14 protein-coding genes are annotated in these 20,916 nt (G+C 51.5%); 1 reads left to right on the top strand and 13 read right to left on the bottom strand.

Translation table 11 applies throughout. The features are described from left to right. Positions 1–56: 56 nt before the first annotated feature. On the top strand, positions 57–1,250 hold the full coding sequence (locus tag ACFQ0N_RS14600) for an MFS transporter (protein ID WP_379327251.1): 1,194 nt from the start codon (positions 57–59) through the stop codon (positions 1,248–1,250). Between the two features lie 61 nt (positions 1,251–1,311). Here ACFQ0N_RS14600 and ACFQ0N_RS14595 read toward each other — a convergent pair whose 3' ends face one another. The 13 genes from ACFQ0N_RS14595 to ACFQ0N_RS14535 all read right to left on the bottom strand — a co-directional run bounded on the left by ACFQ0N_RS14595 (position 1,312) and on the right by ACFQ0N_RS14535 (position 20,867). Continuing rightward, complete coding sequence (locus ACFQ0N_RS14595) at positions 1,312–1,743, bottom strand: universal stress protein (RefSeq protein ID WP_379327249.1); 432 nt, start codon at positions 1,741–1,743, stop codon at positions 1,312–1,314. Between the two features lie 66 nt (positions 1,744–1,809). Continuing rightward, a complete protein-coding gene (locus ACFQ0N_RS14590) occupies positions 1,810–2,592 on the bottom strand; it encodes a squalene/phytoene synthase family protein (protein WP_379327247.1) in 783 nt (260 codons plus the stop codon). 168 nt (positions 2,593–2,760) lie between these two features. Further along, positions 2,761–2,901, bottom strand: a complete 141-nt coding sequence (locus ACFQ0N_RS14585) for a hypothetical protein (protein ID WP_379327245.1) — start codon at positions 2,899–2,901, stop codon at positions 2,761–2,763. Next, the gene (locus tag ACFQ0N_RS14580; protein ID WP_379327243.1) at positions 2,888–4,027 is read right to left on the bottom strand and encodes an SGNH/GDSL hydrolase family protein; all 1,140 of its coding nucleotides are present in this window, start codon (positions 4,025–4,027) and stop codon (positions 2,888–2,890) included. The genes ACFQ0N_RS14585 and ACFQ0N_RS14580 overlap by 14 nt, the downstream gene beginning before the upstream one ends. Before the next feature lie 32 nt (positions 4,028–4,059). Further along, complete coding sequence (locus ACFQ0N_RS14575; protein ID WP_379327241.1) at positions 4,060–5,244, bottom strand: MBOAT family O-acyltransferase; 1,185 nt, start codon at positions 5,242–5,244, stop codon at positions 4,060–4,062. A 155-nt stretch (positions 5,245–5,399) separates the two neighbouring features. Next, positions 5,400–6,875 (bottom strand): M56 family metallopeptidase, encoded by a 1,476-nt coding sequence (locus ACFQ0N_RS14570; RefSeq protein WP_379327239.1) that lies wholly within the window; start codon positions 6,873–6,875, stop codon positions 5,400–5,402. Beyond that, on the bottom strand, positions 6,872–7,252 hold the full coding sequence (locus tag ACFQ0N_RS14565) for a BlaI/MecI/CopY family transcriptional regulator (RefSeq protein ID WP_379327237.1): 381 nt from the start codon (positions 7,250–7,252) through the stop codon (positions 6,872–6,874). Before ACFQ0N_RS14565 ends, ACFQ0N_RS14570 begins: the two co-directional genes overlap by 4 nt. A gap of 198 nt (positions 7,253–7,450) precedes the next feature. Next, positions 7,451–8,257, bottom strand: a complete 807-nt coding sequence (locus ACFQ0N_RS14560) for a response regulator transcription factor (protein ID WP_379327235.1) — start codon at positions 8,255–8,257, stop codon at positions 7,451–7,453. Between the two features lie 17 nt (positions 8,258–8,274). Continuing rightward, positions 8,275–10,122 (bottom strand): cache domain-containing sensor histidine kinase, encoded by a 1,848-nt coding sequence (locus tag ACFQ0N_RS14555; protein WP_379327233.1) that lies wholly within the window; start codon positions 10,120–10,122, stop codon positions 8,275–8,277. A 73-nt stretch (positions 10,123–10,195) separates the two neighbouring features. After that, a complete protein-coding gene (locus ACFQ0N_RS14550) occupies positions 10,196–17,077 on the bottom strand; it encodes an Ig-like domain-containing protein (RefSeq protein ID WP_379327231.1) in 6,882 nt (2,293 codons plus the stop codon). Positions 17,078–17,272: 195 nt separating this feature from the next. Next, on the bottom strand, positions 17,273–18,952 hold the full coding sequence (locus ACFQ0N_RS14545) for a type 2 periplasmic-binding domain-containing protein (RefSeq protein WP_379327229.1): 1,680 nt from the start codon (positions 18,950–18,952) through the stop codon (positions 17,273–17,275). Between the two features lie 70 nt (positions 18,953–19,022). Beyond that, complete coding sequence (locus ACFQ0N_RS14540; protein WP_379327227.1) at positions 19,023–19,898, bottom strand: carbohydrate ABC transporter permease; 876 nt, start codon at positions 19,896–19,898, stop codon at positions 19,023–19,025. Positions 19,899–19,916: 18 nt separating this feature from the next. Continuing rightward, positions 19,917–20,867, bottom strand: coding sequence for an ABC transporter permease (locus ACFQ0N_RS14535; RefSeq protein ID WP_379327225.1), 951 nt, complete (start codon positions 20,865–20,867; stop codon positions 19,917–19,919). Between the last annotated feature and the right edge of the window lie 49 nt (positions 20,868–20,916).

Genomic DNA, 20,916 nt, shown 5'->3' with positions numbered 1-20,916 from the left:
CTTAACGTGATATTGTAGTAGGGATGTTCAATTTTGAAAGGAGATATCCGACCGTTATGACCCGGCTTGTTTTTTTGGGATGCGCTGCTTATTTGGCTGTCGGTCTTGGCCAGCTTGTAATGGGTACTGTCATGGAACCGATGGTCCATGCGTACGGGGTTCAATATGGCGATGGCGGCCAACTGGTGATGCATCAATTTCTTGGGGGTATGGTAGGGATAATGTGTTCGCCATGGCTGATCCGTAAATTCGGAAAAAAAGCAGTGCTGCTCACAGCCCTCGGAGTAATGGCCCTGATTCAGTTTTCATACATGTCGCTGCCCTCCTGGGGAGTTATGCTCGCCCTTGCGCCCTTCGCCGGCTTTGGCTTCGGTACAACAGAATCTGTCGTCGGTTCCTTTATTATCGGTGCCACGGGCGACAAAGCTAACGTCTCGATGAGCCGTGTTGAAGTATTTTTCGGCGTAGGAGCGCTGTTGATGCCTTTTGCCGGGGCCGCATTAATTAACGCAGGCTACTGGAGGTTTGCCTTTGGCATTGTTGGCCTGATCGCTGTATGCACGCTTTTGCTCTGGCTCGTGCTGTGGCCTGCCTTGCTTAACAAACCATTCGACCAGGCCTCTTCCCTGGAGCACGGACACACCACCGCCAGCCCAATTGCCGGGCGCAGCCTGGTTCCGCTGCTTGCTGCTGGCATTCTCTTCTTCTCCTTCTACGTTGGGCTGGAGATGAGTTATGTTCATTATTTGCCTTCATTACTTGTTGCAAGCAACGGGCTGGCTGAATCTACAGCAACGTTGGCGCTAAGCCTGTTTTGGGGAGCGATGTCGATCGGCCGGCTTATTTCGGGGCAGCTGGCTGACCGCTTTGGCGGCGGAACCTACCTTATTTTCGTCTGTGCGGTCAATGCACTGTTATTTATCATGATGGGCTGGCTGACCGATACAGTGTCGATGTTCATGTTCGCCTTCGGAACCGGACTATTTATGTCAGGCATGTTTGCTATCGCACTCGTCTTCACAAATCGTGCCGCTCCCGGAAGGGTGGAACGCACCACGAGTCTGCTAATGGCCGCCGGCGGCATTGGCGGCGCGCTGTTCCCCAAGGCGACTGGCTGGTTTATGGATGATTTCGGCATGGATGCCACACGCTGGCTATTTGCCGGCTGTGCGGTCGCACTGCTTATTATTATGACAGCTTCAGCATTCTTTGCCCGCCGCCTCCAATCGCAGCAATCGGGCGTCCACTAAAAAACAGCCGGGCAGGAGAGCATAGACCCTCTTGCCCGGCTGTTTTTACGACGGGTAAAAGCTATTTGACAATAAGCACCGGCACCTTGGAGTGCTGGGCAACGTTATGGCTGACACTGCCCATCATAAACTCGCGCAGACCGCCTAAGCCGCGGGTGCCGATAATGATCAGACTGCCGTCATTTTGCTCGGTATAGCCGAGGATCGACTGTGCCGGACTGCCTTCAAGCAGCTCTGCGCGCGAATTAGGCAGATGGGCGATCTTCTCGGCTGCTTCCGCCAGCATCGCCTCCGCCTTATCATACAGCTCCTTCTGTACCGGAGCGGATGCAGTAATCACGGCATCCGCCAATGTCAGATAAGGGAAGCTGTACACATGAACGACCGTCAAACGTTCCGCCAGATCGCTCTCTACCAGCTTGATGCCGCTCTCCAGCGCCTTCCAAGACTGTGCAGAACCGTCAAAAGCTACAATAACATGAGCATATAACATGGTAATCCCTCCCATTAAAATGGCCTCTTCTTACAGCATACGCTCATTTGTCCTATCATTCAAATGCTAGCCGCCAATTTTTCCGACAATTTTCAACACCGCATCACGGGTTAGTTTATTGCCCCCTGCAGCAATTAGCTTCACCGTCGCTTTGGCCAGCGCCAGCGGAATTTTGCAAAACTCGACGGCAGGCCCCTTTTTCAGCTCGGCAATATAGGCGTCTGCTTCCTTCAAATTGCGGCGGGTATATTTGATCATGTCTTTAAACTCCCAGCCGTCCGGGAAGAAGTCGACCCCGCGCTCAAGATCCTCCTTGCGATTACGCAAAATGTTAACCGCCTGCAGTCCCCGTCCAAAAGCGATTGCCTTTTGCCGATCAGATGTTGAACCATCAAACCACAGCCACAATTCTGATAACATCTCGCCAACCATGCCCGCAACGCTATAAGTATAGCGGTCCAAATCAGCCTCCGTACAGATTGCCCACTTGTGCTCCACCCAATCGGCCATCTCGCCGGCCATTTTCGCCGTGTAGCGCAGTACGATCTCTTCCGCTCCGGAAGGGCTCAACCCCGCCCACTCCGGCAAGCGGAAGGATACTTCGGGAAGCACTGCCTTATGCGGAGTCAAAAATTGCTCCGTCTCTTCTATCGGACGCTCCAGCGTAAGGCAGTGCTGTATTCCGCGCAGCAGATCAATCTTGATCGCATCGTCCAAATGTTCATGGTCTTCGATCTCGTCAATCGCCCGCATACACAAATAGCCGGATGTGACCGCTTCCTTCAACTCCGCTTCCAAACGGCTGATCGGAATGTAAAACGTACGGCTGGTTTGCTGAAGCATGGTCATGGCATCATTCAGTGCAATGTTAGAAATGAGAGTTCCCTCCAAAAAATAGCTTGACTTTATCCTTATTGTTGTCTTTATTTCTATATTACCATACGTTGTATAGGACAAGCTACGTCAGGGACAGCCCTCTTCCTAACTGGAGGGAGGACTTCTTCTCCCGGCCGGGCATTAGAAATTCATATAAATGAATGCTGTTGGTTCATAGGCAAAGAAAAGAATTCCGAGTATGAAGGCCATCCAAAGTATGGCATAGCCGGCTGTAACGAGACAGTAAACCGCAGCGCGGGCAAAGCGTTTAGGCCGAAACATCGCCCGCCTCCTTCAGCTGTGGCACGATTTGCCGAAACAAAATTTCTCCAAACTGCCGGCTGCCGGCGTCGGTCAAATGTGTTGGATCGCGGTACAGGTGGTGAGGGATGACGGGAGTACGCCGATTGAACTCAAGGAACGGATACCCGCGTGATTCGACAAGACTACAGTATACTCCCATGACGCGCTCATAATCGTCCCATTGCAGCAGATTGCGGTTCTGGATCAAGCTGTAATCCAGCGGCGCGGTATAGAAAAATGCCTTCTTGTTGTGGCGCTGCAGCAAGTCCAGCGTCTTGCCGATCATAAACAGACCGAAGCTGTCCTCCTCGGAAAATGGCTTGTTCCAGGTGTACAGCTTCCGGAATCCCTGGTCGATCCGTTGTTTGCTTTCCTTTGTCATGCTGTCATAAGCCTTGTACATAGGGTCGGCAGGCGTTGTCTTTCCGCTTTGCTTGGCCAGTTCTCTTCTAATTTTCTCTTTCGGTGTCCGGGTTTTGAACAAATAGTAACTGAGGACGTCACGCTCGCGGTACAGAGTGACCCTATCCAGACCGGAGGCAATCCAGCTGTGCAGGCCGCCCGGTAAAGAGTGCTCGTTTTTGTCCGGGAAGGGCGCGAGCCATTCACGCTTGATCGGATAACCCAGCTTCCCGGCCAACGTCGGATAAGCGATTGCCTCCGGTTCATTATCGCTTACAACCGTCATACCGTAATTAATTTCAAAAATAACGATATCAACCTGCTCGATGATCGACTGCAAAATGGTATAAGTATCTGTAAAGCGGGCTCCGCTGAGCCCCAGATTGACTACCCTGTAATCCTGCAGTCCGTTCTGGAATACACCTGCTGCCGTATTCTGGCTCTTCTTCACGGTTGACCCGTAAACTGTCGAGGAACCGAAAAATCCGATGACAGGCTTCCTGCCGTCCAATTCGCCGCGCAAATGTTCGATCCATAAAGGGGTATAAACGACTGCATCGTACGGGGGAACTCGCAGCTCCCGCTCCGCATAAGAGATAACATGCGTTCTCATTTCTTCCACGACCGGTTTCGCAAGCTGATCCAATACCGCTATCCCGATCGCCGCAAGCAAAATACCAACGACAAGCTGGGATTTTAACATATACTTAACACGTCTCCCTTATGTGCATAAATTTAAAATTGAAATAACCTGCTCGCCAGCGACCAGCCCTCTTGCAGCGGCAGGACGAAGAAGAGGCGGCTGAGCGTCACGCACAGGAATGTAAAACCAACGGAGAGTACTGTGGCGAGTGAATGCGGGATGGGCACATACCAGCGGGTTTTGATCTGTTTAGCATATATGCGGTATATGCACAGCATCATGCCATGGACGATTCCCCATACAACAAAATGCCAGGCCGCCCCGTGCCATAAGCCCGATACTGCCATCGTCGCCAGCAGGTTCAGGCAGGTTCTGAATTCGGAACATCGGCTGCCTCCCAACGGATAGTAGATGTACCTCGTCAGCCAGTTCCCTAATGAAATATGCCAGCGATTCCAAAACTCGGCGATGTTCCGGCTGAAATAAGGATTGCGAAAATTGGGCGGAAGGACAATGCCCAGCAGTCTGGCCGTACCAATCGCGATATCGGAGTAACCGGAAAAATCAAAATAAATGACAAAAGTATAGGACAGGAGCGCCGTCCAGAGCAGCGCTGGCGATGAAGCCGAGAAGCCTTCCGGCGAATACAGCGGCTCGGCCAGCAGCTCAAGCGTGCCGGCGATGACGAGTTTTTTGAACAATCCTTTTACGATCAGCCCAATTCCCTGAAGCTGCAGCCGCAGCTCGTAACGGGCTGCCAGCTGCGGCTGAAACAGCTGAAAGCTCTTGATCGGCCCGGCGAACAAAGTCGGAAAGAACAACACGAATGCTAAAAAGTCGCCAAAACGATGATCAGGCAGCGTCCCTCTTCTTTTTTCCACTACATAATGAATCAGCTCGAAAGTAAAATAAGAAACACCCAGCGGCAATATCAGGTCATCCGCTTGCGGAAAATGCACTTTGGCCGCGGTCGGCAGCAGATCAAACAGCGGCTGCAGCAGCAGCCCCCGATATTTGCAATAGATCAGCACAGCAATTGCCCCCGACAGGGCAACGATATATACCCAGCGTCTGCCTGTCTTCCCGAACTGCGCCATTGCCCAGCCGATCAGAACGGCTTCACTTAACAGCACCAGGAGGAAGGGGCCCGCGTAATACCAATAAAACAAGCAGCCGGCGATTATAATAAGAAACGGCCGCAGTTTAATAGGAGCCGCGAAGCAGGAAGCAGAGACAACGGCAATGAACAGCCAGTAAGACCAATCTGTATAAAACATATGTCACCTAAATGTCAGATTAGGAAATATCGGCCCTGAGGTTTTGATGCACCTTAACAGGGTCCTCGAATCAGTAAATCGGGTCAAAAGTTTAAACCGCTAAATATTTATTTTGTTAACTTAACTTCGCCAGGCTGTCTCAGCTTAACGTCTCTCTAGTTTGACTTTTGCAGATCCCAGCCATAAGTCTTCTTGATCTCATTCAATTCTTTTTGTGGGAGCGCATCGACATATACTTGAGGTACAGCATTATCTTTAATCGATCGTTTAACCTGATCAACAAGCTCCTCGGTGGTTAAACTTTCTGAGCGTCTAAGTTGCAAACCATAAGTCTCATTGATCTCATCCAAATATTTTTGGGGGAGTTTATCAACATGTTCTGGAGGTATGGGAGCATTATATTTAATGCATTGTTTTATCATATCTACAATCTCTTCAGTGGTATATTCCAGCGGCGATAAACTTTTTCTCATTTCGGGTACCTCTGATACATTCCCATCCTTATCGAAGTAGAAGACCGTTCCATCCTCCAATTGAACGTAAACATTGCGGCCATAGCCTTCAGGTACTTTACCAGTCGAAATTTTAGGCGGTCCAACCATTACTATTGTTGCATCCGGCACTGCTATGTCCGGCACTGCCAATCCGGCGGCATGCGCAGCAAGTCCGCCGCTTCCAACCAATGCAATTGTTGCAATAAGAGAAAGCATAATAATAGACTTATTTGCTTTTTTCGCATTCATGAGGTTTAAAAGTCTCTTTTTCATATATTTTTTCGGATTGCATAAGCTGCTGGTTAGAGCCACATTTCTTTGCATAACGCCATACTCCAGCATGGATAAAAGCGTATCACCGTAAAACCTTCGGTTTTCCATATCCATTTCCTGAACGACTTTTTCATCACAAGACAGTTCGCAAACCGTATTTATCTGTTTATTGAGCGAGTAAATTGCCGGATTAAACCAGTGAACTGCATTTGCAGTAAGCACCATTAACTTCACAAGTAAATCGCCGCGCTTTAAATGAACGAGTTCGTGGGACAGGATCATGGCAAGCTCTTTTTCCCCAAATTGGGTGTCCGGCAATACTACAACCGGTTTCCATAAACCCATAACCATTGGCGTTGTTGCATCAGCACTTATGATTACTTTTACAGGGCATTGTACCGTATCACACACCCGGCTTTCTTGTAAGATCGAACGTTTAAATGTCCTATATTTATTGAAGTTAAAAACAAGAAAGACAGCTGCTCCAACAGCCCAAATTACAGTTGCGAACAGAACAAATTCCTTTATGTTATTGAGCCGTAACAGATAGTCAAACTGCTGCTGCATAAATAATGAGCTGCTTGTTGCCGTTTTCTCGATTGGAGTGATGTGTGCGTAATGTTCTGCAACCGATCCTGACTCTGGAATTGTGGCTGCCTCCGGTATGACAGAACGTATAAAAGAGATAAGTCTGTTTATGATTTCTGAACCGCCAAGAAGAAAAAATACAGGAATCAAGCCAGCATAATAATGCCACGTCTGCGAAAACACTTTTTGCGTGATTGGCCTTACACAGCTTTGCACCATCCAAATGATCGTTCCGACGAATGATGCAATGAGGAGAGATAGGAAGAAACCCATCATTTCTTGCCCTCCTCACGCTTGAACCATTCTTTCAACTCTGTAATGTCATCCTGATTAAGTTCATCCTCGTCAACCAGAGCAGCAATAAAATTTTTCACTTTCCCATTATATAAGCGGCTAAGAAAAGTTTGGGTCTCGTGCTTCTTGTATTCACTGAATGTCAAAGCAGGATCGTAATAGTTCACCTTGCCGCTCATTGATTTTGTCAAAAAACCTTTTTCAATCAGCCGTTTCAGTATGGTCGATAACGTAGAAGTTTTCCAATCCTTACTTTCAAAAATATCCAGAAGTTGGTTGACCGTTACGGAAGTTGCTACTCCCCATATTGCCTCCATGACTTCCATTTCTGTTTCAGACAGTCTTCCTAATTTTTTCATTGGGCGCGCACCTCTAATCATTACTGCGACAACTCGTCGTAGAATGAATATACGACGAGTTGTCGCAGTTGTCAATAACAATTAAAACACAAAAAACCAGATTAGCGGGTGCCGCTGCACCCGAACCTGGTTCCCCTTCTAGGACTAGACCAAACAATACTGGATTTATTTGCTATCGCCACGGAACGATCTTGCAGGCTACAACAATCTGTTGCGGTATTCTGTCGGCGTCAGGCCATACTGCTTTTTGAACGTTTCCCGAAAATGATCCTGGTCGGCATAGCCGATCTTTTCACAGATCTCATAGATTCTATTGACCGGGTCCTTCAGCAGCTTCGCCGCTTCCTCCATACGGAGCCGGATAATCATATGGTTGGCAGTCATGCCCGTTACCTCTTTAACCAAAGTATTGAGGTATTTATCACTGATTCCGACCGCCGCGGCAATGTCGGACAGCGTCAGCTCCTTGCGGTTATAGGAGGATTTGATATAGCTGATCGCCTGCTCCACCAGTTTCTTTTTCTTCAGGCTGCCCGTCCATTCATCCAGCGACAGCGTCTGGGACAAATTGGGCATAGCCTCCTTAATAACCTGCTCCGCTGCCGCTTTTTCCCGCCGCTCCTCCTGCTGCCTCAGCAAATCGCCGACGGCAGCGGCCATAACCCGCTCGATTTCCTCCGGATTGATCGGCTTCAAAATATATTCCAGCACCTGCAGCTTGATCGCCTGCCGCGCATGCTCAAACTCATTCAATCCGGACAAGATGATGCAGCGGATGTCGGGATAGCGCTCCTTGACCTTCTCGATCAGCTCCAGCCCGTTCATGCGCGGCATCCCGATATCGGTCAGCAGCAAATCCGGCGCCTCGCGCTCAATCAGCGCCAAGGCTTCCTCGCCATTGGAGGCTGTTCCGAGCAGTTGAATGCCCATTTTGCCCCAATCGACAGCATGCAGCAATGCTTCGCGTACAGTGCGTACATCCTCAACAATCAGCAGCTTAAACATGGTTGTTCACTCCTCTCTCAAGGTGCGGCTAAGCTCGGGCGCAAAGGCAGCAAAATGTCCACGCACGTTCCATGCTCCACCTCAATGTATCGCAGGCCGTACGCCTGCCCGCAATGTAATTGAATCCGGCGATGAACGTTCATTGTGCCATAACCGGTGCCCCCGCTTTTGCCGTTAGCGCTTGAGTGCTCGCCCGCCTGCTCCTTCAGTTCCCGATTCATCTGCGAGGCATCGCACCCTTTGCCGTTATCTGTCACACGCAAAATCAGTCTCGTTCCATCTACGCGCGCAGAAATCGTCAGGCGGCATTCCGCAGGCTGATCGGCAAAGCCGTGTACAATCGCATTTTCGGCGAGCGGCTGCAGGCAAAGATGGACGACCGTCACGGACAGCAAATTATCCGGTATTTGAATGTCCACCTGCAGCTGTTCCAGCATCATTTGCTGGATATGCAAATAGGCCTCGACCTGCTTCACCTCATCTCCAAGGGAGATGAGCGACTGCCCCTGATTCAAGCCAAAACGGAACACATTCGCCAGCGAGCGGACGATTTGACTTGTCTCCATATCGCCGGACATTAGCGCGCGGCAATTAATCAAATCCAGGGTATTATATAAAAAATGGGGGTTGATCTGGGCATGCAGCAGCTCCAGCTGGAGCTCGCGGCGCTCCATCTCCTCCGCAAACGATTTCTCGATCAAGCCGCGAATCGTTACGAGCATCGAAGCAAATTTTTGGTTCAGCTCATCGACTTCGTAGATGCCCGAACGCTGCTCGGGCAGCGGTTCCTTGAACTCCACGACTTCCGGACGCTGGATCGCATTGACCAATCTGGTAATCGGTACGGTTACGCGCACAACGATTCTGCGCAGCCAGAAGCCGGCAACGAGCAAGGCGCCTGCCGCGGTGATTGCGCCTATGGCCGAGATGAGAAGCGTATACTGGCCGAAATGGCTTTCCGGCACAATGGTAAACACCTTCCACCCGTTGTCCAGCGTTTCGTACATGACCCGATCTTTTTCCCCATCTACCTTCGTCACCACGGAACCGCTTAAACCGGATACATCCTGCAGGATCGGGTGCTCGGCCAGCGATTCAAGAAAACTGAAGCGTTCGCTAAAAATAACGTTGTCCTTCTCATCGAGCAGCAAATGATATCCTTTTTCTAATGGCGCGTTGCTGAATACGCTCTTGATGCTCCCCGTATCCGCGCCGACGATAACTGTGCCAATCGTTCGCCCGTCCTTGATGCTCGTCTTTTTTCTAGCTGAAAAAATCATTTGCACACCCGAACGGCCTGTTTTTTGCCCCCACCATACCGTCTGTTGCCTTCCTTCGGCCAAGCTGTGAAACCACTGCTCATTCTGCAGATCATCTGCCTTGAATACCCCTGTCGTCGGGTAGAAACGGTCCGTCGCAAGCTGATAAAGCCCGCTCTCCTTTTCAAGCGCCAGCGAAATCGTATAGGACTGCTGCGTCACATCGTTTACGCCAAGATCGTTAACGAGCGACAGCAGCGAAAGGCTTTGCAGATTCGTTTGCAGCGCGAACAAGTCGTCCACTGCCTCGTACGGCTCGCGATGAGTACGTTCTATCATATTTTCAATCGGTTGGTTCGCCAAAATAAATGCAGCGACATTACTCATTGTATCAAACTGGTACCTGACATTGCGGTAGACAAATTTCATCGATTGCTCCGCCATCTGCCGGGTATGGTCGTTCTGTACGCGAATGAGAATATAGCTTGAAGCGATTGAAAAAAGGGCAATGAAAGTGACGATCAGTACAAAGATCGGTACACTTAGCCTTGAAAATAAGCTGGTACGCCCCCTCTGTTTCCGGAGCCGCTTCATAAACGCCATCATCTCATTCCCTCCAAACTGTCAGGAAGCCCCTCAGCCAATTCGCGCGTCTGAGGGGCTCGCTGTTATACACTTTTTAAACTGCAATCAAGCTGTGAATCAGTTTGGCCGCTTCCGCTCTGCCGGCTGTTCCCTTCGGTGCAAATTTGCCCGCCGCACGGCCCTGGATCAGCTGAAGCGCCGCCGCTTCCTGCACGTACGGCTTCGCCCAGGCCGAGATCGCCGTCTCATCCGCGAATACCCGCTCCGGCTGCGCCGCCGCGCTCCCGCCTTTGCTGCCGGTCAGGCTGAATGCTTTCATCGTCATCGCTACCATCTCTTCCCGCGTAATCCGGCCCTCCGGATCGAAGACGCTGGCGCTTCTTCCCGTCACAAGCCCGGCCTTGTATGCGATCGCCACCGCTTCCGCATACCATTTGTCCGCCGGCACATCGGCAAAGCGATGCTCTCCTGTCTCCGTCAGCCGGAGCGCGCCAACCAGCATCGCAGCATACTCCGCCCGCGTGACCGCCCGCCCCGGCTCAAAGCGCGTCGCGCTTGTGCCTTGCAGCACTTGCTTCGCGCTCAGCTCTGCTACCGCTTCATACGCCCAGTGGCCTGCCGGCAGGTCGCTGTACGTCTTCGTTACTTCCAGCACGGCATACGTTCCCGGGCGCTCGATTACAGCCATCAGCCAGCCGTCCTCGCCATACTCGCCGCCGATATAGCCCGGCTTGCCCGCTGCTGGTAGCCAAAAGATCCCGGTCCGGCCAGCCTGCAGCGCAGCATCGGCCTTCAGCCGGAGCGTCACCGGAGCGGCGAAGCCCGCCGCTTGCTCCTTGCCGCCTGCCGTCAGCCCGATTTCATACAGGCTGCTGCCCGTCCGCAGCGCCGCGCCCAGCGCCTGCTGGCCGCTCGCGATGCGCTCCTGCGCCGCCGGGTCCACCAGCGGCATAAGCGTCAGCGAAATGGCGCCTCCCGCTAGCTCCAGCGCTTTTGCCGGCACCTCCAGCGTCGCTTGCGCGCTCTGTACGAGCAGCTTACTGCCCTGCAGCAGTTCTGCCGCATTAGACGGCAGCTCCACAGTCGTTATGCCGTCAGCCGCCTCGATCGTCACCACGCCCGCTACGCTGTTTTTCAGCGCCTCCGGCTTGACGACCATCGTTCCTTTCGGCGGCTGTGGCGTTTGCGGCTGCGGATCGTACCATACATACTCCGGCGGCTGCGGCTCAGAAACTTTGGTTACTGTAACTTCGCAAACAGCTGTAAACCCGCCATCCGCCGTCGTTACCGTTATCGTCGCCTTACCAGCGCCAACCGCCTTCACCTGGCCGTTCGCATCGACCGTTGCCACCTCCGGATTGTCCGTGCTCCATGCGACCGCTTTGTTCGCCGCATTCACCGGCGCTACCATTGCCGTCAGCGCCTTGCTATCCCCTACTTGCAGCGACAAGGATGCAGGCTTGAGCTTGACGCTCTTCACGCTCACCGGCGGCTCGGAAGCCTTGATTACCGTAATTTCGGAAACAGCAGTAAACCCGCCATCTGCCGTCGTAACGGTTATCCTTGCCTTCCCTGCGCCAACCGCCTTCACCTGGCCGTTCGCATCGACCGTTGCCACTTCCGGATTGTCCGTGCTCCATGCGACCGCCTTGTTCGTCGCATTCGCCGGCGCTATCGTTGCCGTCAACGCCTTGTTCTCGCCTACTTGCAGCGACAAGGATGCAGGCTCGATTGCGACGCTCTCCACGCTCACCGGCGGCTCGGAAGCCTTGATTACCGTAATTTCGGAAACAGCAGTAAACCCGCCATCTGCCGTCGTAACGGTTATCCTTGCCTTCCCTGCGCCAACCGCCTTCACTTGGCCGTTCGCATCGACCGTTGCCACTTCCGGATTGTCCGTGCTCCATACGACCGCTTTGTTCGCCGCATTCACCGGAGCTACCGTCGCCGTCACCGCCTTGCTCTCGCCTATTTGCAGCGACAAGGCCGACGGCTCGGCTGTTACGCCCGTCACCTTGACAGGCTGGTTATGATCGTCACCAGCTTCGATAAAGTAGAAGGAATCATAGAAGGCTGTACTTTTAGAATCTGCCGTCCCTTTTGTCCATTGAATAAAATTGTCCCGGCCATTCTGGTAGTCGGCATCGTTGACAGCTACGTTCAAACCGATAAAGCCGCCTAATGCAGGCTGCAAATCTTTTATATATTTACCCTCCATTTTCAGTTCATACAGGGTGATGCCTTTTGCCTCATCCCGAACGGCTTTGAATGGAACCTGTCCGCTCATCTCTCCGTTCGGGTTTGGCGGCATGGAGTTGAAAATATTGACGAGCAGCCGGCCGTCATCCGCCAGCGCAAAGCCCCATTCCACATCGTCCGCGCCGTAAGGAGACTCGCGATTGTTTAATGGATCAAGTGTAATTTGAATCGAATCATTTTTCCACAGGTTTGCAGCATTTTCCGATTGCTTGTGGACATCATCCTTCACGCGGACAGCGAAATAAATGCCATCCTCCGCCCATTTCGTATAAGCGGTCGCTTCCAGTTTGTCAGGCTCATGATAGCCGCTAGCATTTTGATCATTGCGGCGAAGATGGAACGGGAACGCATCCTCCCAGCCGTCAAGCGCACCGTCAATGACCAGCTCTCCCGCCTTTTGCACGAGATTGAAATCAAGCGGCATGGCCGGATCATGAAAAATCGTCCTGCCGTCATTCGCTTCGATTTGCACATCTACAAGATACTCATTGAACGGTACAAAAGAATGATACGTCCAGTAAAAATCCAGCTTGAGCTTGTCGCCCTTCTTCAAGCCGCTGAAAGTTGCCGTATTTACCGGCTCCAGCTTGCGGCCATCCGGTCCGGTCAATATAACCTTGCCGGATTTCTCCGCTGTAGAGGTGCCCGACAATTCCAGCGTGATCGTATCAAGCTCCTGGATGGTCTGTTTGACCGGGGCAATTTTGGCCTCGATCCCTTCTTCTACCGTCAGCTGGATCATTTTTGTATCAAATATAGTGCCATTATAGACCATGTCCATCTGAATATCATAGCGCCCTTTGATCGTGCCTTCCGGCACCTTGACGGGGTAAGCATATTCGACCGCTTCTCCTGCCGGCACGGCAAGCTCGATCTCTGCCGGTTCCGACTGATGAGCGGCCCAGCCGTCCGGCAAGCCGATGCGCATCGTTATATTTTGCGGGGCATCCATTTCGTTCGCAAGTGATACCGTGAAACTGCTGATCCGCCCTGCTTCGCCATTCGCCTGGACAGGCACTACATTTGGCAGTATACCGATAAATTTAGGTGGCTCTGACGCCGTCATCGCCTTGACCACTTCGGAAAATTCCCGGGCCAGCAAATTATAAGCATAGCTGTCTGCGTAGCTTTCCCGCCCGTAGGCTGCATCCGCCAGCCCGCCGTAGCGCTTCATGCGCAGCACGGCTGCCTCCGATACCGGCATTACACTGTACTTGCCCTTGGCCGCCTCAAATGCCGCTGCCGCAGACTGTACCGCAGCCTGATAGTCAAGGCTTGCGGCAGCGCCAGCTGAATCTTGCAGCGTGTAGGATAGTGCGATCGATGCACTTTCGGCCATATTGTATAGCGCTTCAAGCAACACATAGCCCGGTGCTCGCTCTACTCCTTCAGCTTCAATCTGGCCCGAAACTTTCTTCATCAAAGCATAGATTTGTTTGATGCCCTGCTCGAGAACGGAAGCTGCCTGATCATCTCCGGCGCGAAGCGCAGCCGTAAGCTCAGCGGCAATCTTCCCTAGCTCCGCCTTGTCTCCATCAATTAGCGCAGCATTGCTCGCAGTTCGCAAAGCATCCAGCCTGCGGTCTGCCTCCTGCTGCTTTTGCTGCAGCAGCTGCGCAGCTGCTTGCCGGACAAAATCAGCGGGCGCTCCAGTGATGTAGATCGGCGATCCGGATACGACAAACCGGGCCTTCCCTCCGGTTTCCGCAGCTTGCAGCGCTGCGCCGTTAATATCTTTGACCTCGACCCCGGATAGGGCAAAGGGCAGTGTAACCTCGCTGGTAGGAGGCTTGACAGCCGGGTTGTCCTTATGATCGACCTTTTTCCAGGCTGCGATAACCGGGACTCCGTCATTCAGAAACACATGAACGGCAACAGCCGGGTCTCCCGTATTCCATGTGCCGACATATCTTGCTTTGTCCAGGCTAGTCATCAATTGGTTAACCGCCGTATACGCCAGCTTCGGCCGTCCATCATTATCGGTTATTCCCCAAAATATATCATAATAGCGGTCATCGGTGCCGTCGTTTTTATAATTGTAATACTCGTAAGCCTTCACCTGATCTGTAATCATATAATTCAAGAAAGCGCGCACAATATAATCCCGCTGCGTTTCTTCCGTCACGGACGGATAACCGGCCTTCGCTGTCGGCCAGCCGCCCTCTGTCAAGTAATAGTCCTTCCAGCCGCCATAAGCATTGACCAGTTCCTTGACGCCATCGACCATTTCCTTCAGATTGTCATCCGGCATGGCGTTGTACACATACGGATGATAAGAAAAAGCATCGGCGTAATCGTAGGAGCCCAGCTCCAGCTCCTTCGGCAGCACGCTGCGAACGCTGGACGTATGATCGCCGGCAAGCAGCATCGCATCCGGATCCGCCTTTTTCATATTCAAGTAAGCGATTTTCTGCAGTTGCACGAATTCCGCCGGGATATATGGCTTAGAAACAATTTCCGGCTCATTCGGCATTTCCCACTGCCTGACTTTCCCTTTATAGCGGCTGACCGCATCGTAGACGAAGTCGCCCATCGCCTTCAACGCATTCGGCGTATTGACAGTACCGTTCTGATAGTAGCCGTTCCGGTCAATGCCGAGCACGGTGATCTGATTGAAGCCGTAGGTAAACAGCTTATCCAGTCTGGCATCAATGCCGCTATAATCATACACCGGCTTGCCGGAGGCATCCTTCACATTGCGATCCGCTTCATCCCAGTTAATGCCGGAACGGTGATGACGTGCTCCCATTTTGCGGGCGCCATCGATAATATCGTCCTTCCAGTTTAATGCATAATGCGTATTCAATCCGAATTTGCTCTCATTATCCAGATCAAGCGTCTTCACCTCAGCCGCCTGACGAATAACAGCCATACGCATCTTTTTCGTCTTGTCCGGCTGCTTCACGCCGTCCACAGCAAACTCGGCTGTCACCTCATACGTGCCGATTTGCTTAATGGCAGGCGCGAAAGCAAACGTGTCCTCTGTCTTGTCATACTTCTCCAATTGGTAGTTCTTTTCACCGGTTGCCACGACCGCACGATCTCCGTCAGAGCGCCGCACGGTATAATTCATCGTAAACTTATGTGCCGTTGCTCCCGTATCGAGTGCTAAAGAAAGCCCCGGCTCCTCGCGCTGCTCATAAATGCCGGCGTAATTGCCGGAAGGCTGCAAATCCAATACATATGGGGCTGCAATCGGCTCGATGGAGAAATTGTCGATCATCAGATTGATCCCGCCAACGACGTTCCACTGAAAATAACCTTTCTTCAGCGCCAGCGGATCGGAATCGTCACCGCTTGCCACTTCTGCGCCGTCGATCAGCAGCTTATGCGTAATCCCGCTGACGCGCAGCTCATATTCATGCCAATCATCAAGCAGCGCCTTTACATAATTGGCGATATAATAGTTGCCGCCCAGCGTTGTTTTTCGCATCAGAAAATATTTGGAATTATGGGTCGCCCACTCCATCGCATTGTTGTTGTTGTCATCCGTCGCGCGATAGCGGAAACGCCATGTATTCTGGACCGCCTCGCTCGTCCGTTCATATTTCGCTTTGAATTTCACGATAAAGTTGTCAGCATTCTGATACATCGGCACATTCAGCCTGGCGCTGCCTGACCCATTCAGATTGAATACTTTGCTGCCGTCAGGCAGTTGAATGACTCTTGTATTTCCGCCAATCGTCCAGCCGGATGGTGCAGACCCGACCGCCTCCTGTTCGAAATCGTTGAAATATGGGGCCAGTTCTCCCACAGCAACTGTAATGTCGCCTGTATCGGGATACCGTCCTTCACGGCCTTGTTCATCATGTGCTGTAATGTAGTAGCGAAGATGGCCGGCACGGTTCGTACCCGGAATAGCTGCCTTGTAAACGTCGCCAGTCCCCTGGATGCCGCCGGTTGAATAATAAGATGGCTCGTCGCCGTAAGCATAGTACACTGCAGCCGTTACAGGCGACCCGGCATCGGCCAGCGAAAAGGCGACCGCTACATCTGCATTGTAGGGCACAGCTTCAACCGGGGTATGCTGAATCGCGAAGGCGGGCTCCGGCGGTGAGGCAATGCTTTTTACCTCCACCTCCCTAATCTTGACGCTGACAGGGGCTCCAACGCTTTTGAGCGAGAAGCCAATACCGCCCCTTTCCAGCGAGCTGTCCGAGAAAGCGGTTACCAACTTGCCGTCAATCATCAGCTTGAATACTTCGCCTTGAACCTCCAGCTCATATCGGTGCAGTTCTGCCATATTAAATGCCGGAAGCACGGCGGAAATATCGACCGGAGCACCTACCTGCTCAGCAGCCGATGAATTCGGATACTTCCACAATTCAACCGATTTCGTATTTTTAAACTCCAGAAAATAGTAGCTCATTCCTGAAGTGTATCGAAGCATGACGCGAAAGCGGTCCCCTTGCGCGTCAAAAGACAGACTGTAATCGGCATTGCTGTAAGGAAATGCCGACGACTTGACCACAGCCCGCTGCGGTCCGGTCAAGGCAGTTTCTCCTGTCAACCAGGAGCCTGCATCGTCGCTCTTGACTTCCCAGGCTGGGCTGCCGAACAAGTCCCAGCTGTCCAAACCGTTAGCAAAATGGTCCTCAAATAGCAGCTGCCGCTCCTGAGCGTCTGCTGCTGCCTCAGCCTTTCCGAAAATCGGAATGAGCTGCACGATAAAAGCGGCGATCAACAAGGTGCTTATATGTCTTAGCCACGTTCTCATATGTAAACGCCTCCGAAAATGACAAGGATAGCCCCCGTCGATACAAGACCTCCTGTCTCTGTATAAACGGGGGACGATTCTTATCGTTTTTTTAAAAAATATAAGAAAGTATAAGTTTCACCTTATACACAGCTTATATTTCTAAGGGAAGAAACTTGCCTCGCACCAAGGACGGCGTCAGCCGTTTCTTCTTGTCTACTTGCCTGTTTTCTTCTTAAAGGATTCCTCAAGTTCTTGCAAAATTTGATTTCCGCCTTGGTTCTTCCATTTTTCCGCGAAGTCGTCGAACTTCTTAATATCTCCGCCCATAATAATCTGAGTAAAGACAGAATCGCGCATTGTGTTCAGCTCAACCATTTTGGCGATTTTCGTCGGAGATTCCAGGTAGTTGGAGGCATCCGTAATTTGATTCGGATTGTTGATGGCTACATCCAGCGCCTCGGAAAAACGTTTAGGCAGCGACTCTAAGTACCGTGGCCAGCCATTAAGCCCTGGTGCAAACAGATAGCTTTGCGTCCCGCGGAAATTGCCGTTCTTGTCCTGCTGCGTCTGCGGGTCAACCAGATCGATCGCCGTTACCAGCTTATCGTTCTCGATTTTGTAATCCTCGCCTTCGATTCCCCATACAGTAAGCATTTGATTTTCAAGCGACAGCGACTTTTCAATGATGGAGAGCACCTTTTTCGGGTCCTGCGTCTTGGCGCTGATCGCATTCATTTGGTTGAAAGGCGCACCGGATGGAGCTACTGCTTTACCGTCGGCGCCTGTAAGCGAACCGGTCAATGTCAAATATTTGAACGGCTCCTCGGCCTGGTTCGGCAGCTTGCCGTCAGAGGCCAGCTTGCCGCTTTTAATCAGCTCATTGGTCTCAATTTGCGTATCATAATCGTTGGCTGTTGACCACCAGCCCATCCAGGAAAACAGCTTGCCGCTATAGAGCTTGGCCCGCAGCTGCTCCTCTTTAATTGTGGCGAACTCCTTATCAATCAACCCTTCGGCGTACATCTTTTGCAGGAATAACAGCGCTTCTCTCATGCGCGGATCAATATCATAATTGCTGAACTTGCCGTCTTGCTCAGTGAAGAAGCCCGGTGTAACGCCAAAGGCGCCAAAAATATTGTCAAACGAGTTGTTGGCAAACTTCGTCTCGCCAATTTGGGCGGTGTAGCCGCCGAGCGGAATGACATCCGGCTTCGCTGCCTTCACCTGCTTGAGCAGGTTGTAATATTCATCAAGCGTTTTTGGTACGCTGGCTCCGACTTCCTCCATATAGTCCTTGCGCAGCACCAGGTCCCAGCGGTAACCCGCTCCAGGGCCGCCTTGATACGGAATGCCGTAAATCCGCCCGTTCACCTTGGCCTGTTCGAAAACCTCAGGTGAAACCTCCCTCATAATGTTCGGCGTATCCTTCTCGTTAATCATGTCTGTAATGTCGACAAAGGCGCCCTGCTGCGCATATTTCTGAAAGTCATCGGCAAAATCGATTCTGGCCACGTCAGGAATATCGCTGCTGGACATTTTCAAATTCAGCTTTGTCTTGTATTGCTGAACGTCTACAAGCTCAGGAACAATTTTAATGTTCAGCTTCTTCTCAATCGCTTGCTTCACCACGTCCTTAGACGCGTCATAAGGCAACGAAATATCTTGCGCCTTCAGCCATTTGAACGTATACGGCTGAGCCGGCGTCTCTGCAGGCGGCGTGTTAGCTCCTGTGTTTGTTTCTGTCCCCGCTTTATTCCCGTTTGACGGCGGGTTGTTTTTGGCGGAATCAGCTCCTCCATTGCCGGAATTGCTGCCGCAGCCGGTCACGGCCAGCGTGCCGATCAGGACAGCGGAAAGTGCGCCATATGACCACTGTTTTTTGTGCTTTGTCATGGAACAATCGTCCCCCTTCTTTTTTTAAAATCTATATTTACCCCATGGGGATAAACCATTGTCAAGTCCGCTACCCTTTCACAGATCCAATCAGCATGCCCTGCTCAAAATATTTTTGCACGAATGGATAAACAATCATCATTGGCAAAGCTACGATGACGATAGCCGCCATTTGAATGCCGATTGTCGGCGGGGGCGTCGTTCCGGCCGCTTCCAGCAGCTCAGGCGGCAGGCTGGAGCTTGCAATGATCGTCCGCAGCACCAGCTGTACCGGCGCTTTATTCCAATCGGTCACATAGAGCAGTGCATTGAAAAAATCGTTCCAGTAGGTAACGAGATAAAGCAGGCCGATTGAAGCGATAACCGGCATGGAAAGCGGTAAAACAATTTGCCATAAAATCCGGAACTCCGAGGCGCCGTCGATGGCCGCCGATTCCTTCAGGCTTTCCGGTATGCCTTCAAAAAATGATTTCATAATGATCATATTAAAAGCCGTATAGGCCATCACCAGGATGAGCACGTAATCGGTATTTAGCAGTCCCAGCTCTTTGATCGTAATATAAGTCGGGATCATCCCGCCCTTGAACAGCATCGTGAATACGAATACGATCATGATGATCCGCCTGCCCGGCAGCTTTTTCTCCGACAGCGCGTAAGCAGCTGTAGCCGTCAAGATCAAGGCGAGCAGCACGCCGCATACTGTATTGCGGATGGTCATGCCATAAGAGTTATAAATCATCGATCCCTTCTTCAGCAAATACTCATAATACTCGAAGCTGAAGGTGGTCGGAAAAAGCACCAGTCCATTTTTGGCGCTAAAAACATGGTAAGGCGTCACCGATACGGAAATGACATACCAAAAGGGCAAAACGATAATTAACGTCATTAAGGTCAGCAAAACATAGTTGGTCGTGACGAAGGCGCTCTCGCCTCTCGTAAGCTTCATAGGCTGGCTCTCCTTCTTTTAAAAAATACCGGAATCATTAATCCGCTTGGCGATATGGTTGACCGTCAATACAAGCGCCAGCCCGATTATGCCTTTGATCACATCGGCAGCCGCAGCCAAACTGAGATTGAACTGTTCAATGCCCACCCGATAAATATAAGTGTCGAGAATGTCCCCGACTTCAAATACCATCGGATTGTACAGGTTAATCACCTGATCGAGCCCTGCGCTCATCACTGTTCCGACTCTCAGAATGAAAATGACGACTATCGTGCTGGAAATACCGGGCAAGGTGACATGCAGAATGCGCTGGAAACGTGTCGCCCCGTCCATAATCGCCGCTTCATACACTTCGGGATTCAGCCCGGCAATAGCGGCGATGTAGATGATTGCCGCCCATCCCATCTCCTTCATCGCATCCGTGACGACTAGAATGGTCCGGAAGTAAGCAGGCTCTACGAGCAGGTAAGCCGGGCTGCCGCCAAACAGCTCGATCACTTTGTTGATGATGCCGGTCTCGGGTGAAAGCAGCAGCGTAATGATGCCTCCGTACACGACCCAAGAAACGAATCTCGGCAAATAAACCGCCGTCTGCAGCGTCTTTTTAAACCAGGCCACCCGGATTTCATTAAGCGCCAGCGCCAGCAAAATCGGGCAAATAAAGCCGCTGATCATTTTGTACAAGCTAATAATAAGCGTATTTTTAAAGGCATTAAGGAACATTTCGGACTCAAATAGCGACCGGAAATATTTCAGCCCCGCCCACTCGCTTCCGGACCAGCCTTGAATGACATTATAATCCGAAAAAGCAATCGTGATCCCATAAAGGGGCAGGTAATCAAAAAGTATAACCCATATTAATGCGGGCAATAGCAGGAGATATAACAGCTTGAATCTCCAAATTTTGCCCAGTCTTCCCTTGAAAGACTTCTCTGACTTTTTTGCGGGTACGGCATTCGCGAGTTCCATCTTTCCCTCCTTCAAGCATCCTCTCCCGATTCAATTTCCCCTTGAGAAA

It is taken from the genome of Paenibacillus sp. GCM10027626, assembly GCF_042676285.1.
In the GTDB taxonomy this organism is placed as follows: domain Bacteria; phylum Bacillota; class Bacilli; order Paenibacillales; family Paenibacillaceae; genus Paenibacillus_Z.
Note: the sequence above shows the minus strand (reverse complement) of the source record. Positions and strands in the feature narration are given on the sequence as shown.